The 14,684-nt window shown below is 64.7% G+C and carries 11 protein-coding genes and 1 tRNA gene; 3 read left to right on the top strand and 9 right to left on the bottom strand.

The genetic code is table 11. The features are described 5' to 3' along the window. Positions 1–84: 84 nt before the first annotated feature. From AC4OR5_RS28020 to rpsU, 7 genes are all read right to left on the bottom strand, one after another. Positions 85–1,755 (bottom strand): coiled-coil domain-containing protein, encoded by a 1,671-nt coding sequence (locus AC4OR5_RS28020; RefSeq protein WP_491952857.1) that lies wholly within the window; start codon positions 1,753–1,755, stop codon positions 85–87. 192 nt (positions 1,756–1,947) lie between these two features. After that, positions 1,948–2,024, bottom strand: a tRNA-Ile gene (locus AC4OR5_RS28025). 16 nt (positions 2,025–2,040) lie between these two features. Further along, positions 2,041–5,778, bottom strand: coding sequence for an EAL domain-containing protein (locus tag AC4OR5_RS28030; protein ID WP_058160813.1), 3,738 nt, complete (start codon positions 5,776–5,778; stop codon positions 2,041–2,043). Between the two features lie 106 nt (positions 5,779–5,884). After that, positions 5,885–7,738, bottom strand: a complete 1,854-nt coding sequence (gene rpoD, locus AC4OR5_RS28035) for an RNA polymerase sigma factor RpoD (protein WP_003085035.1) — start codon at positions 7,736–7,738, stop codon at positions 5,885–5,887. A gap of 79 nt (positions 7,739–7,817) precedes the next feature. After that, entirely contained in the window at positions 7,818–9,812 is a 1,995-nt protein-coding gene (gene dnaG / locus AC4OR5_RS28040) for a DNA primase (RefSeq protein ID WP_003085039.1), read from the bottom strand. A gap of 82 nt (positions 9,813–9,894) precedes the next feature. Beyond that, on the bottom strand, positions 9,895–10,344 hold the full coding sequence (locus tag AC4OR5_RS28045) for a GatB/YqeY domain-containing protein (protein WP_034026544.1): 450 nt from the start codon (positions 10,342–10,344) through the stop codon (positions 9,895–9,897). A 69-nt stretch (positions 10,345–10,413) separates the two neighbouring features. Next, on the bottom strand, positions 10,414–10,629 hold the full coding sequence (gene rpsU, locus AC4OR5_RS28050; protein WP_003085057.1) for a 30S ribosomal protein S21: 216 nt from the start codon (positions 10,627–10,629) through the stop codon (positions 10,414–10,416). Positions 10,630–10,829: 200 nt separating this feature from the next. On the opposite strand from rpsU, the gene tsaD reads away from it, so the two are divergent. Continuing rightward, on the top strand, positions 10,830–11,855 hold the full coding sequence (tsaD, locus tag AC4OR5_RS28055; RefSeq protein ID WP_058160814.1) for a tRNA (adenosine(37)-N6)-threonylcarbamoyltransferase complex transferase subunit TsaD: 1,026 nt from the start codon (positions 10,830–10,832) through the stop codon (positions 11,853–11,855). A gap of 78 nt (positions 11,856–11,933) precedes the next feature. Here tsaD and plsY read toward each other — a convergent pair whose 3' ends face one another. Further along, positions 11,934–12,503, bottom strand: coding sequence for a glycerol-3-phosphate 1-O-acyltransferase PlsY (plsY, locus tag AC4OR5_RS28060; protein ID WP_003085061.1), 570 nt, complete (start codon positions 12,501–12,503; stop codon positions 11,934–11,936). Positions 12,504–12,586: 83 nt separating this feature from the next. On the opposite strand from plsY, the gene folB reads away from it, so the two are divergent. Both folB and folK read left to right on the top strand, forming a co-directional pair. Continuing rightward, on the top strand, positions 12,587–12,940 hold the full coding sequence (folB, locus tag AC4OR5_RS28065; RefSeq protein WP_003099587.1) for a dihydroneopterin aldolase: 354 nt from the start codon (positions 12,587–12,589) through the stop codon (positions 12,938–12,940). Continuing rightward, positions 12,931–13,473 carry a 2-amino-4-hydroxy-6-hydroxymethyldihydropteridine diphosphokinase gene (folK, locus tag AC4OR5_RS28070; protein ID WP_003099585.1) on the top strand — a complete coding sequence of 181 codons (543 nt, stop codon included), beginning with the start codon at positions 12,931–12,933 and terminating at the stop codon, positions 13,471–13,473. The genes folB and folK overlap by 10 nt, the downstream gene beginning before the upstream one ends. Here folK and AC4OR5_RS28075 read toward each other — a convergent pair. After that, a complete protein-coding gene (locus tag AC4OR5_RS28075; RefSeq protein ID WP_003099584.1) occupies positions 13,446–14,678 on the bottom strand; it encodes a multifunctional CCA addition/repair protein in 1,233 nt (410 codons plus the stop codon). The genes folK and AC4OR5_RS28075 overlap by 28 nt on opposite strands. Positions 14,679–14,684 lie beyond the last annotated feature (6 nt).

Raw genomic sequence — 14,684 nt, forward strand, 5'->3', positions numbered from 1 at the left:
ATGGACGATGCCGATCCGTGACTGGAAGGCGGCGCTGACTCGCTTTACGATCAGCTACGAAGACCGCCTGCCGCAGCAGTAACCCTAACCCCGGTTACACAAAATTCTGCACACCCTCACTTGCTGTCGTTTGGCATCAACGGCAAGGGAGACTTGCTCATGGCGTCGGGCGCGCTCTTCATCGCCCTTGGGGATTAACGCTTCGCGGTCGGTTTTGTCCTTATCAATAGCCCGCTTCTTCTCGTCACGATCCTTCTCTAGGGCCTTGAGCCCGTCCTTCCTAACGCGCTCTTCGGTCAGCTCGGCGGACACCCTGGCCAGTGCTTGCTGTTGGCGCTCACGCATCTGGCGTGAGGTTTCGAGGCGGATCTCCAGAAGCTCCGCAAACGAGTCAGCACCCTGGCGCTCAGTTAGGGGGTGCGCATTGAAGATTACACGCTCTATTTCCGCGACCAGAGCGTCGTCGAGGCCCTCAGCGGAGCAGAGTTGATCGACAAACTGTTGCGACAGGTACTGAACATAAGAGGTAGCCAAATACTCATCCATGTCGCAATGGGCAAGTTGATTCTTGGTCGTTTCTCCAGATGCCCAGAGCAGTTCAGCTTCACTGTCGCCTAAGTGCTGTTTTGCCCGCTGGATAAAGGATCGATCGTTCAAATGGGGGGAAAGCGCTAGGCCTCCGGCTGCAATCAAATCGGCCAACGCAGTCTTGCCAGATCCGCGAGCACCTATGACTGCAACAAGGCCAGCATTCAATGCGACGTCGCCGTTCACGATCCAGGGCGCGTTTGTGACAGATACTGACTCGATCACATGGCTGTCCAGGGCGCCACGAGGCGGCTCAGCACCGATATAGACTCGCTCTGCAGGTTCGATGCAGGTCTGGCGAAGTGAATCGAAAGTCAGATCACCCTTGATCCAACAACGGCGATCACCATCGGGTTGGCCAACCTTGTCTACAGTGTGCGCATCAGACCCGTGCAAGCACGGCTTGCAGCCGTTGTACTGAGCCTCAAGCTCCTCAATCGAGGCTGACTCTTCGCCCAGCCAAAACCGGATCTGTTTGGCGTTGGAGCTGAAAACAATGTGTGCCAGCCCTTCGATGTTTTTACGTTGTGCGGCAAATGAGCCTGTCGCATCGCGGAGACCGGAAGAGCCGTCTTTTTCGCCGCCAGCGACAGCGATAAGGGCGTTTTTCCGAACCCACTCGTTCTTCGACCAGCTGTGCTTGAGCTGATCGAAATTGACTTTGAACTGGTTGGCCCCTACAGATCTTGCAGCATCGTCGTCCGTCAGATCTGGCTTGTGAGCGCGGCCTAGGCGGATGAGATCGTCGCGATGGCACCGATAGGGTTCTCCCAGGTAGGAGAACTCGAACTCGAGCAGGAAGCGCTTAATGCGCTCAACGTGATCCTGATCCTGCGGTGAGAACAGCAGGTGGATATTTACCGCGGATGCCTTGGCCGTCTCGATGCCGAGCCGCAGCTCGACGTTAGGGAAGATCAGGCCTACGCCCGGTAGACGTCCCTGGTTCTTAAGATCAACGACCTGCTCATAGCGCTCGATGCCGAAGTAGTCGGTGATGCCCAGGGCACGAATCGGCGGGTTCGACGACTCAATGGCGCTAAGGAATTTTTCCCACGGATCGGGCCCGGAATACTGGTCATTCAGGGCCGTTCCGGGCGTATGGATGTGCGGATCCCAGCGATGCCAAAGTGAGCCTACGTTGCTCTGAACATCAAAAGCGACAGACATGAGATTCCCTTCGTGGCTCTGCTATGTCCTGCAATCTATAAGATGCCGATCGGTTCGACTAGCGGTGCCGCTGGTGGCGGATCGGCCGCACGAGGGAGATGGGAGAAATACGAAGTGGGGACTAAATCGGGGACTAAATGGCCGTAAACGAAAAAGCCAACCGAGATGGTTGGCTTAAGTCGTTGTTTTATATGGTGGGCCCACACGGACTCGAACCGTGGACCAAAGGATTATGAGTCCTCTGCTCTAACCGACTGAGCTATAGGCCCCCAGAAGGTCGGCGGATTATACCGGCGCTTCTCGGGGAGCGCCAATCGGCTGGCGCGGTTTGAGGAATTTGCTGGCGAACAGCTCGGCGGGCAGCGGCGGGCTGAGGACGAAGCCCTGGATCTGCTCGCAGCCTTCGTGGGTGAGGAAGCTCTGCTGGCCTTCGGTTTCCACGCCTTCGGCGATCACCGTGAGCTGCATGCTGCGGCCGAGGGCGATGATGGCGCGGGTGATGGCGGCATCGTGGGGATCGTCGGGAAGGCCGCGGATGAACGACTTGTCGATCTTCAGGATGTCCAGCGGCAGGCGCTTGAGGTAGCTGAGCGAGGAGTAGCCGGTGCCGAAGTCGTCGATCGCCAGCTGTACGCCGAGGCGCTTGAGGCCGTGGAGGACGGCGAGGGCCTCCTCGGTCTGGTTCATGATGAAGCTCTCGGTGATTTCCAGTTGCAGCCGCGACGGTTCCAGGCCGGACTGCTCCAGCAGTTGCTCGAGGCGTTCGATCAGTTGCGGCTGGCCGAGCTGGGCGCCGGCGAGGTTGACCGACAGCGGGCCGAACGGTGCGTGCAGCTTTTGCCATTCGCCCATCTGCTGGCAGGCGTGTTCCAGCACCCAGTCGCCGAGGGGCAGGATCAGGCCGCAATCCTCGGCGAGGGGGATGAAGCGCTCCGGGGAAATTTCCCCGAACAGCGGATGGTACCAGCGCACCAGTGCCTCGGCGCCGACCAGCAAGCCGCTCTCCAGGCTCAGCTTGGGTTGGTAGTAGAGCTGCAACTCGTCGCGCTCGAGGGCGCGGCGCAGTTCGGTTTCCAGCGCCATGCGCTCGGTGGCCAGGTAGGTCAGTTCGCGGGTGTAGTACTCGATGCGGCTGCGGCCCCGCGACTTGGCGCGGTACATGGCGGCGTCGGCGTTCTTCACCAGGGTCGGGGCGTCGTCGCCGTCCTTGGGGAACAGGGCGATGCCGACGCTGGCGCTGACGAAGAATTCATGACCGTCGGCCTGGAACGGCGCGGTGAAGGCATTCAGCAGCTTGCGCGCGACGTGCTCGGCGTCGCTTTCCTGGTGCAGGCCTGGGAGCAGGATGATGAATTCGTCGCCCCCCAGGCGGGCCACGGTATCGACGTCGCGCAACTGGTCGCGCAGGCGTTCGGCGATGGCCTTGAGCAGCAGGTCGCCGATGGGATGGCCGAGGCTGTCGTTGATGTGCTTGAAGCGGTCCAGGTCGATGAACAGCACGGCGCCGGGACGACTCTCTTCGCGGGCCTCGTCGAGGGCGTGATTGAGCCGGCTCTCGAACAGCAGGCGATTGGGCAGGCCGGTGAGCGGATCGTGGTGGGCCTGGTAGTCGAGCCGGGCCTGGGCGTACTTGAGGGTGGAGATATCGGCGAAGACGCCGACGAAGTGGGTGATCTCGCCCTGCGGATTGTGTACCGCGCTGATGGTCAGCCATTCGGGGTACAGCTCGCCGGTCTTGCGTCGGTTCCAGATCTCGCCCTGCCAGTGCCCGTCGCGCTCCAGCTGGTTCCACATGGCGAGGTAGAAGCTGGAGTCGTGTTGTCCGGAGGAGAGCAGGCTGGGCGAGCGTCCCAGCGCCTCTTGCTCGCTGTAGCCGGTGATCTCGCTGAAGGCGCGGTTGACCGCGGTGATGCGTTGGCGGGTATCGGTGATCATCACGCCTTCGGCGGTGCTTTCGAAGACGGTGGCGGCCTGCTGCAGCTTCTCCTGCATGAGCTGGCGCTCGGTGATATCGCGGGCGATGGTCAGCACGCAGTCCTCGCCATCGATGCTGATCCGGTGGGCGGACATCTCGCACTGGCGGATGCCACCGTTGCGGTCCCGTACAGGGGCGGTGAAGCCCTGGGTTAGGGTGTGGTGGCGTACTAGCGAGATCAGGCGCTTGCGGTCCTCGGTGTCGACCCACAGGCCGAGTTCGAGCGTGGAGCGGGAGATGACCTCGTCGCGGCGGTAGCCGGTGAGGCGGGTGAAGCCTTCGTTCACGTCGATCAGCGTGCCGTCTTCGAGGCGGCTGATCAGCAGACCGTCGGGGTAGGCATGGAAGGCGTTGGCGAACTTCTCCTCGGAGATCCGCAGCAGTTCCTGGGTCTCCACCAGGTGGGTGATGTCGCGGATCACCACCACCAGCGCCGGGGTCTGGTCGAGGGCCACGTGCTGGGCGCTGAGCAGCGCGCTGAAGGTACTGCCATTGCGGCGCCGCAGGGGCACCTCGAGGTTGGTCAGGTTGCCGTGGCCGAGCTTTTCCAGGACCTGCGGGCCCAGGCCGGGGAGTGCCCAGATGCCCAGTTCGGTGGCGGTCTTGCCGATGGCGTCGTCGGCGGCGATGCCGATCTGCTGCTCGAAGGTGCTGTTCACCGCGAGGAAGCGGCCGTCGGCGCCGTTGGCCAGTACCACCATGTCCGGGCAGTGGTGGAACACCGAAGCGAACTTCTGTTCGGACAGGCGCATGGCCTGCTCGGTGAGCTTGGCCTCGGTGATGTCGATCATCAGACCGCGCAGGAGCAGGTCCCGGCCTTGCGCGATCGGGGTGACCAGATCGCGAATCCAGACTACCCGGCCGTCGGCGGCGAGCATCCGGTAGTCGAAGCTGTGGTCGCGTCCGGCCTGGCTTTCGCTCATGCAGTAGTGGATGGCGTACTCGGCGTCCATGGGGTGCAGGGTCCGCTGCCAGAAGCCCGGCTGCAGCCATTCGCCGAGGGGATAGCCGAGCAGGCGTTCGGCGTGGGGCGAGACGTAGGTGAAGCGGTTCTCCTCGAGGCGCATTTCCCAGGCGATGGCATTCAGGCTTTCCACCAGTCCCCGGTAGTGCTGTTCGCTGTCGCGCAGTTCGCGCTCCAATTGCCGCCGGCGACTCACCTCGCGGCGCAGGCGGCGATTCATGGCCAGCAGTATGGCGACCGAGACCAGGATCAGCAGGACGATGGGAAGGCCGTAGGTCGCCATCTCGCGCCAGGCCGGACGTCGGTCGAGCAGGCCGCCGACCCAGGGGGCCTGGAGTCGCTCGATCTCCTCGGCGCTGAGGTCGGCGAGGACCTTGTCGATGATCCCGGCGAGGATCGGTTGTCCGCGCGGCACGGCCATCGCCAGTTGGTAGCGGTATGGCGTCTCGCCGCTGATCTCCAGGCCGTTGAGCTTGAGCTGGCGGAGGTTCCATACGCTGGAGGCGAAGTCGCCGACGAAGGCGTCGGCCTGGCCGGTGGCCAGCGCCTGCAGGGCTGCCGCTACCGAAGGCAGCGGCAGCAGGGTGAGGTCGGGATGCTGGGCGATCAGCAGTTCGTGAGGAGCATAGTGGTCGACCACCGCTACCTTGAGCCCGTAGAGCTCGTCGATGCGTTTCGGCATCGGGCCGTTCTTGCGTGCCAGGATGATGATCGGGAAGTCCAGGTAGGGCCGGGTGAAGCTCAGGTACTCCTGGCGCTCCGGGGTAGCCATGATGCCGGGCAGCAGGTCCAGCCGACCGTCCTTGGCCTGCTCCAGGACCTGCGTCCAGGTCTTCGGTTCGACAGGCGTCAGGCTGACGCCCAGGCGTTCCTGCAGCAGGCCGACGTAGCCGGCGGCGAGTCCCTGGTAGCGGCCCTGTTCGTCGCGGTACTCGAATGGCGGCCAGGAGGTGTCCACGCCCAGGCGGATGCTCGGGTGCTCGGCCAGCCAGGCCCGTTCCTCGGGCGTGAGCGTGAGGGCGCCGGCCAGCCCCGGCCAGCAGCAGGCCAGACACAGGAGAAGCACGGCCTGCAGACGCTGCATGAGGCGGTCTCGCGGTGGACGGGAATATAAGCGGAAGTGTAGACGCCGGGCGGCGGGGCAAGCGGCAAAGAAAAACCCCCGGTTTTTCAGGCCGGGGGTTCGTTCGTCACTCGTCGAGGAAGGAGCGCAGGTGCTCGCTTCGCGACGGATGGCGCAGCTTGCGCAACGCCTTGGCTTCGATCTGGCGGATCCGCTCGCGGGTCACATCGAACTGCTTGCCGACTTCCTCGAGGGTGTGGTCGGTGTTCATGTCGATGCCGAAGCGCATGCGCAGCACCTTGGCTTCCCGGGCAGTGAGGCCGGCGAGGACTTCGCGGGTGGATTCCTTGAGGCTCTCGCTGGTCGCCATCTCGATCGGCGACTGCATGGTGGAGTCCTCGATGAAATCGCCCAGGTGCGAATCTTCGTCGTCACCGATCGGGGTTTCCATGGAGATCGGCTCTTTGGCGATCTTCAGTACCTTGCGGATCTTGTCCTCAGGCATGTCCATGCGCTCGCCAAGCTCTTCCGGGGTGGGCTCGCGACCCATTTCCTGGAGCATCTGGCGGGAGATGCGGTTGAGCTTGTTGATCGTCTCGATCATGTGCACCGGGATGCGGATGGTACGTGCCTGGTCGGCGATCGAACGGGTGATCGCCTGGCGAATCCACCAGGTGGCGTAGGTGGAGAACTTGTAGCCGCGACGGTATTCGAACTTGTCCACCGCCTTCATCAGGCCGATGTTACCTTCCTGGATCAGGTCGAGGAATTGCAGGCCGCGGTTGGTGTACTTCTTGGCGATGGAAATCACCAGGCGCAGGTTGGCCTCGACCATTTCCTTCTTCGCCCGGCGAGCCTTGGCTTCGCCGATCGACATCGCGCGGTTGATTTCCTTGATCTCGGCGACGGTCAGCTCGACCTCGCTTTCCAGGGCCGCCAGCTTCTGCTGGTTGCGCAGGATGTCGTCGCGCAGGCGCTCGATGGCCTCGGCGTACTTCGGCTTGCTCTTCAGGACGCTGTCGACCCACTTCTCGTCGGTCTCGTGGTTCGGGAACAGGCGCAGGAAGTCGGCACGCGGCATGCGCGCGTCACGCACGCAGAGCTGCATGATGGCGCGTTCCTGGGCGCGCACGCCTTCCAGGGCGGAGCGCACGCGGGCGACCAGGGCGTCGAACTGCTTGGGCACCAGCTTGATCGGCATGAACAGCTCGGCCAGGCCGGTGAGTTCGGCGGTGGCCTGCTTGCTGCCGCGACCGTGCTTCTTCAGGGCCTTCTTGGCCTTGTCGAGCTGCTCGGAGACCGCGGTGAAACGCAGGCGGGCTTCTTCCGGATCCGGACCGCCGTCGCCTTCATCGTCGCTGTCGCTGCTGTCGTCGCTTTCTTCTTCCTCGTCGTCCTTCTCTTTCGAGTCGGCGGAATCGTCCTTCAGGTTGACCGGCTCCACCTCTTCGGCGGGCAGGCTGCCGTCATCGGGATCGATATAGCCGCTGAGGACGTCGGAGAGGCGACCGCCTTCGGCGACGATGCGGTTGTAGTCGGCCAGGATGCTGTCCACCGTGCCCGGGAACTGGGCGATGGCGCTCATCACTTCGCGGATGCCTTCCTCGATGCGCTTGGCGATTTCGATCTCGCCTTCGCGGGTCAGCAGTTCCACGGTACCCATTTCACGCATGTACATGCGCACCGGGTCGGTGGTGCGACCGATGTCGCTTTCCACCGCGGCCAGGGCCGCTGCGGCTTCTTCCGCTGCGGCTTCGTCGGTATCCGCCTCGGCCAGCAACAGGGCATCCGCATCCGGGGCTGTCTCGAATACGTTGATCCCCATGTCGTTGATCATGCGGATGATGTCTTCCACCTGTTCCGGATCGGAAATATCCTCCGGCAGGTGGTCGTTGACCTCCGCGTAAGTCAGGTATCCCTGCTCACGGCCTCGGGCGATCAACTCTTTCAGACGAGATTGCTGTTGCGCTTTTCCGGACATAACACCCTATCCACTGAAGGTCTTGGCGGGCAAAAAATAAGCAGAGGATTATACCTGATGCCTGGGCTGAGGCGCCAGTTCAGCTCTGGGAAGGCGATGAAGCGGCAACACTGTAGTGCTCTCTGAGCAAGGCTTTCTCTTCATCGGTCAGTTCACTGTAGCTCTTCTGCATGACGCTGCGTAAACGCTCCTCCCGCTCGCCGAAACGCTGGCTCTCGGAGAGTTTAGTAATGGTGTCGAAGAACTGCTTTTCAAGGTTCTCCTGGACGATCAGCCACTCCTTCTCGCCCAGGGCCTGCAGCAGGCGGCCCTGGGGCGTGCCGTGCCAGCGTGCGATGAGTTGCATCGAGCTCTGCCGCGGGTTCTTCTGCAGGGCTTCCAGCAGGGACACCAGCAACTGGGCGTAGGTATCCTGCTCCCTGGCGAGGGTGCCCGCATCGTCGACCTTCAAGGCCAACTGCGGATGATGCAGCAAGGTGCGCAGGGCGTTGAGGGTGGTGGACTCCACGCTTACCGGCGTTCGTTGCGGAGCCTTGAAGTCGCCGCGGCCGCCTTTGTCCCACTTCTTCTTGCCATCCCACTTCTTGCCGTCCCAGGGCTTCTTGTCCTTGTTCCAGCTCTTGCGCGGTTGCGCCTCGCCATAGCCTGGCGCAGCGTCGAACGGCGCATGGGAGGGCTCGTTCTCGTAGTAGGCGCTGGCGGCGAAATAGTCGTCGCCGTCCAAGGTGCCGCTCGCTCCGTGATCCATGGACGACGGCGGCGGGCTGTGGTGCGCCAGTTGTCCGATGTTTTCGCCGGACAGGCCGGTGATTTCCGACAGACGTTGCCGCATCAGCAGGCGCAGGTTGTTCCCGGGAATCTTCTCCAGCAGCGGCGCGGCGAGGGTCGCCAGGTGGGCCTTGCCTTCCAGGGTGGCGGGGTCGGCCTCCAGCATCAGTTGCTGGAAGAAGTACTCCGCCAGCGGCTGGGCCTGCTGGGTGATGCGTGCGCGGAAGGCATCCTCGCCCTCGGCGCGTACCAGGCTGTCCGGGTCCTCGCCCTCGGGGAGGAACAGGAAGCGCACGCGCTTGCCGTCCTGCAGGTTCGGCAGCACCGACTCCAGGGCGCGCCAGGCCGCCTTGCGGCCGGCCTGGTCGCCGTCGAAACAGAACAGGATGCTCGGTACCAGGCGGAACAGGCGCTTGATGTGTTCCTCGCTGGTCGCCGTGCCGAGGGTCGCCACCGCGTTGCGGATGCCTTGCTGGGCCAGGGCGATGACATCCATGTAGCCCTCGACCACCATGATCTCGTCGAGGTCGCGATTCTTCTGCCGGGCCTCGTAGAGTCCGTAGAGTTCCTGGCCCTTGTGGAAGACCGGAGTCTCCGGGGAGTTCAGGTACTTCGGCTTGTCGTCGCCGAGCACCCGGCCGCCGAAGGCGATGATCCGCCCGCGGCTGTCGCGGATCGGGAACATCACGCGATCGCGGAAGCGGTCGTAGCGCTTGCCGGTGTCGCTGTTCTCCACCAGCAGGCCGGCGTCGAGCATGGCCTTGAGTTGCAGGTTGTCGCCACCCAGGTGCTTGAGCAGGTTGTCCCAGCCGGGCGGGGCGAAGCCGAGGCCGAAGTCGCGGGCGATCTCGCCGGTCAGGCCGCGGCCCTTCAGGTAGTTCACCGCGGCCTTGCGCGCCGGGTGGCTTTTCAGCGCCTGCTTGTAGAACTCGGCGGCGGCGCTGAGCAGCGGATAGAGCGGCGAGTCGGTCGGCTGGCGCGGCGTGTGCCCGCGTCCGCCGCGTTCCTCGCGCGGCACGTCCATGCCGGCACGCTTGGCCAGTTCCTCGACCGCCTGGGGGAACTCCAACTGGTCGTGGTCCATGACGAAGCCGAGCGCGTTGCCGCCGGCGCCGCAGCCGAAGCAGTAGTAGAACTGCTTGTCCGGGCTGACGGTGAACGAGGGAGTCTTTTCCTTGTGGAACGGGCAGCAGGCGCTGTAGTTCTTGCCGGTTTTCTTCAGCTGGATGCGCGAACTCACCACCTCGACGATGTCGGTGCGGTTCAGCAGGTCATCGATGAAGCTTTGCGGTATCAGGCCGGCCATGGTGTTCTCGAAAACGACGGCGCGTGGGCGCAGAGCGGCAGCATAGCAATTATCGCCGGGCCGATCAGGCCGGCGCGGTGTTTCAGGAGGAGAGGCGCGCCTTCAGGCGCTGGCTGACCTGTGCCATGTCGACGCGACCCTGGACCTGCGGTCGCAGCAGGCTCATCGCCTTGCCCATGTCCTGCGGACCCTGGGCGCCGCTGTCGACGATGCTGCGTTCGATCAGGGCGTCGATCTCGTGGTCGTCCAGGGGCTTGGGCATGAAGTCCTGGAGCACGAGGATCTCGGCGGCCTCGACCTCGGCGAGGTCCTGGCGGCCGGCGTCGCTGAACTGGCGCTGGGCGTCGCGGCGCTGCTTGATCATCCGGTCGAGGATCAGCAGGGCTCGGGCGTCATCCACCTCGATGCGTTCGTCGACTTCGACGCGCTTGATGTCCGCGAGGGCCAGGCGCAACGTGGTCAGCCGCGGCTTGTCCTGGGCGCGCATGGCGACCTTGACGGCGTCGAGGAGGCGGGATTTGATTTCGCTCATGGCGGAAAGCCGAAAGCCCGGCCGGGGCCGGGCTGAGGCACGATCACTGACGCGTGGGCGTCGAGTGGATCAGTACAGGCGCTCGCGACGGCGCTGTTCGCGCTGTACTTTCTTCGCGTGGCGCTTCACTGCGGCAGCGGCCTTGCGCTTGCGCTCGGCAGTGGGCTTCTCGTAGAACTCGCGGCTGCGAACTTCAGCCAGTACACCTGCTTTTTCGCAGGAGCGCTTGAAACGACGCAGGGCTACGTCGAAGGGTTCGTTCTCTTTTACTTTGACGGCTGGCATCCAGGTCGTACCTTCACTGATTACCGGGGGTTGAACGTACTCCGGCAAGGTGGCGCGGATACGTCGGTTTTCAAGGGTTGCGGATATTAACGGTTCGGCCGGAGGAATGCAAAGCCTCCGATCGAAAAACACTGGTCTGGCGCAAAGCCGCCGATTATCATGCGCGGCTTCGTATTTGCCAAGCTCTAAGGCTCAAGCCCATGCGCGTGCTGGGACTGGAAACGTCCTGCGACGAAACCGGCGTCGCCCTTTACGACAGCGAACGCGGCCTGCTGGCCGACGCGCTGTTCAGTCAGATCGACCTCCATCGCGTCTACGGCGGCGTCGTGCCCGAGCTGGCCTCGCGCGACCACGTCAAGCGCATGCTGCCGCTGATCCGCCAGGTGCTCGACGAGTCCGGTTGCACGCCGGCGGATATCGACGCGATCGCCTATACCGCCGGCCCCGGCCTGGTCGGCGCCCTGCTGGTGGGGGCTTCCTGTGCCCAGGCGATGGCCTTCGCCTGGGGCGTGCCGGCGGTCGGCGTGCACCACATGGAAGGGCACCTGCTGGCGCCGATGCTGGAAGAGCAGCCGCCGCGGTTCCCGTTCGTCGCCTTGCTGGTTTCCGGCGGTCACACCCAGTTGGTGCGGGTGGACGGTATCGGCCGCTACCAGTTGCTTGGCGAATCGGTGGACGATGCCGCCGGCGAAGCCTTCGACAAGACCGCCAAGCTGATCGGCCTGGGCTATCCCGGTGGTCCGGAAATCGCCCGCCTGGCGGAGCGCGGCACTTCTGGCCGCTTCGTGTTCCCGCGGCCGATGACCGATCGCCCCGGCCTGGACTTCAGCTTCAGCGGGCTCAAGACCTTTACCCTGAACACCTGGCAGCGTTGCGTCGAGGCCGGCGACGACAGCGAGCAGACCCGCTGCGACATCGCCCTGGCGTTCCAGACCGCGGTGGTCGAGACCCTGCTGATCAAGTGCCGTCGCGCCTTGAAGCAGACCGGCCTGAAGAACCTGGTGATCGCCGGCGGCGTCAGCGCCAACCAGGCGCTACGCAGCGGCCTGGAAAAGATGCTCGGCGAAATGAAGGGGCAGGTGTTCTACGCCCGCCCGCGCTTCTGCACCGACAATGGCGCGATGATCGCCTACGCCGGCTGCCAGCGCCTGCTCGCCGGCCAGCATGACGGCCCGGCGATCAGCGTCCAGCCGCGCTGGCCGATGGAGTCGCTGCCGGCGGTCTGAGTGGCCGCCAGGTCGCAGCCAGGCAGGTGTCGATGACGCAGCTGGGCCAGACTGCATGAAGTTTTTTCCTTTTATGGATTAGAAATGCCGTTCGCGGCCGGCGAACAGATCGCGTAAGTTGGCGCGGTGCCGCCAGACGATCAGGCCGGTCAGCACGGTCATCGGCAGCAGCGCTCCGGGCTGCTGCCAGGCCAGCAACGGCAGGGTCAGCGGGGTAGCCACCAGCGAGGCGAGCGAGCTGGTGCGCGACAGCTTGAAGGTCAGCAGCCAGGCCGCTGCGGCCAGCAGTACGGCCGGCGGATAGAGGCCGAGGAGCATGCCCGCGGCGGTGGCGACACCCTTGCCGCCGCGGAAGTTGAAGTACAGCGGGTACAGGTGGCCGATCACGGCGGCGATGCCGACCCAGGCCTCCTCCATCACGCCGAGCCCCAGCCAGCGGGCGACCAGCACCGGCAACAGGCCTTTGCCGACGTCGCCGAGCAGGGTCAGGATGGCGAGTTTCTTCCCGGCGACGCGCAGCATGTTGGTCGCGCCGGGGTTGCCGGAACCGCTGGCGCGCGGGTCCTGGGTGCCGAACCAGCGGCTGAGCAGGACGGCGAAGGAGAGGGAACCGAGCAGGTAGGCGAGGATCGCCAGTAGCCAGACCATGGATTCCACCGAGGACGAGGATGTCCTCGATTCTAACGGGGCGGCGCACGCTTGTCGTGGCATCCCTTGGAGCGGGTAGCGAAGTGGACAGAGTTTTTATCGAAGGCTTGGAGGTCGATACCGTCATCGGCGTGTACGACTGGGAGCGCGGCATCCGTCAGTGCCTGCGCCTGGACCTGACCCTGGGCTGGGACAACCGTCCGGCCGCCGCGGGCGACGATCTCGCCCTGGCGCTGGACTATGCCGCGTTGTCCGAGCGGGTGCAGGAATTCGCTCGGGAATCGCATTTCCAGTTGGTGGAAACCTTCGCCGAGCGCCTCGCCGAGGTACTGATGGGCGAGCGCGGCATTCCCTGGCTGCGCATCCGCGTGACCAAGCCCGGCGCGGTGCCGGCGGCCCGTGGCGTTGGCGTGGAGATCGAACGCGGATGTCGCTGATCCCGGTCTACCTCGGCCTCGGCAGCAATGTCGAGCGTGAGCGCCATCTGCATGCCGGCCTCGATGCGCTGGCCGCTTTCCTTCATGACCTGCGTTGTTCGCCGGTATTCGAGAGCGAGCCGGTGGGTATCAAGAGCGGGCCGTTCTTCAACCTGGTGGTGTCTGCCCGCACCGATCTGCCGCTGGCCGAACTGAGCCTGCGACTCAAGCACATCGAGGCCGACAATGGCCGCTATGCGCCAGAGCGCAAGGGACTGCCCCTGGATATCGACGTGCTGTTCTACGGCGACCTGGTGGGCGATTTCGATGGCCTGGTGCTGCCGCGCGCCGAAGTGCTGAAGAACGCTTTCGTGCTCTGGCCCTTGTCCGAGCTGGCGCCGAACCTGGAGCATCCGGTCGCCCGCCAGCCGCTGGGCGATCTCTGGCGCGAGACGAGGATCCAGCAGAAGCTCTGGCCGGCGCCATTCGAATGGCGTGGCCAGGCGTTGACTCCCGAAGCGCTGCTTCAGGCCTTTCCGCGTTCTTCCTTGTAGGCCTTGAGCGCGGCGAGGCGCGCACGCTTTAGTGCCTCGCCCAGTTCCGCGCCCTTCAAGCCCTTTTCCACCAGCGGCTTCACGCTGACCGCCCGCGCTGCCTGCGCCGCGCCGAGCAGGTAGGCGGCCTGCGGATAGTCCCGCTGTTCCAGGCCGAGGCGGCCGCGCGCGTCCATCTCGCTGGCGGCGACGAACTCCTCGAAACGCTGCGGGCGGCGATACACGTCGAAGCTCTGCAACAGCTCCAGCAGTGTATTCGGGCGCAGCTCCAGCGCCCGATGGGCGTGGGTGTGGTACTCGCCCACCAGGCGCGCCAGTTCCTGGCAGTCGCGCGGCACTCTGAAGCGCTGGTTCACCGCATCGATCAACGGCACGCCGCGAGCCTCGTGGGCGATATGGCGGGGCCAGTCCGCTTCGCTGGTGAGTCCCTTGCCCAGGTCGTGCAGGAGGCAGGCCCAGCGTACGCTGAGCGGCTGCCGGTGGCGGGCGCATTGCTGCAATACCGACAGGACATGGACGCCGGTATCGATTTCCGGATGGTGGGCCGCCGGCTGCGGTACGCCGAACAGCGCCTCGACTTCCGGGATCAGTTCGGCCAGGGCGCCGCAGTCGTGCAGGACCTGGATGAAGACCTCGGGGTTGGGTTCCATCAGGGCGCGGGAAATTTCCTTCCAACTGCGCTCCGGGGTCAGCGCCTGCAACTCGCCGGACTCCGCCAGTTGGCGCATCAGGGCGAGGGTTTCGGCGGCGACCCGGAAGCCCAGGCCGGCGTAGCGGGCGGCGAAGCGCGCTACGCGCAGGACCCGCAGGGGATCCTCGGCGAACGCCGGGGAAACGTGGCGCAGCAGGCGCGCCTCGAGGTCGGCCTGGCCGCCGTAGGGGTCTATTACCCGCCCCTGTTCGTCCTCGGCCATGGCGTTGATGGTCAGGTCACGGCGAGTCAGGTCTTCCTCCAGGGTCACCTCGGGGCTGGCATGGAAGGTGAAGCCGCCGTAGCCGCGCCCGCTCTTCCGCTCGGTGCGCGCCAGGGCGTATTCCTCGCCGCTCTGCGGATGAAGGAAGACCGGGAAGTCGGCGCCCACCGGGCGGTAGCCGCGGGCGAGCATCTCGTCGCTGCTGGCACCGACCACCACCCAGTCGATATCGGTGACCGGACGGCCGAGAAGGCGATCGCGCACGGCGCCGCCGACCTTGTAAATCTGCATGGGAAT

It is taken from the genome of Pseudomonas sp. YA1, from assembly GCF_058680555.1.

What these genes read in the sequence shown, in the direction of transcription:
- AC4OR5_RS28020 (WP_491952857.1), bottom strand. Translation starts at nt 1,755, where the DNA reads ATGTCTGTCGCTTTTGATGTTCAGAGCAACGTAGGCTCACTTTGGCAT.
- AC4OR5_RS28030 (WP_058160813.1), bottom strand. Translation starts at nt 5,778, where the DNA reads ATGCAGCGTCTGCAGGCCGTGCTTCTCCTGTGTCTGGCCTGCTGCTGG.
- rpoD (WP_003085035.1), bottom strand. Translation starts at nt 7,738, where the DNA reads ATGTCCGGAAAAGCGCAACAGCAATCTCGTCTGAAAGAGTTGATCGCC.
- dnaG (WP_003085039.1), bottom strand. Translation starts at nt 9,812, where the DNA reads ATGGCCGGCCTGATACCGCAAAGCTTCATCGATGACCTGCTGAACCGC.
- AC4OR5_RS28045 (WP_034026544.1), bottom strand. Translation starts at nt 10,344, where the DNA reads ATGAGCGAAATCAAATCCCGCCTCCTCGACGCCGTCAAGGTCGCCATG.
- rpsU (WP_003085057.1), bottom strand. Translation starts at nt 10,629, where the DNA reads ATGCCAGCCGTCAAAGTAAAAGAGAACGAACCCTTCGACGTAGCCCTG.
- tsaD (WP_058160814.1), top strand. Translation starts at nt 10,830, where the DNA reads ATGCGCGTGCTGGGACTGGAAACGTCCTGCGACGAAACCGGCGTCGCC.
- plsY (WP_003085061.1), bottom strand. Translation starts at nt 12,503, where the DNA reads ATGGTCTGGCTACTGGCGATCCTCGCCTACCTGCTCGGTTCCCTCTCC.
- folK (WP_003099585.1), top strand. Translation starts at nt 12,931, where the DNA reads ATGTCGCTGATCCCGGTCTACCTCGGCCTCGGCAGCAATGTCGAGCGT.
- AC4OR5_RS28075 (WP_003099584.1), bottom strand. Translation starts at nt 14,678, where the DNA reads ATGCAGATTTACAAGGTCGGCGGCGCCGTGCGCGATCGCCTTCTCGGC.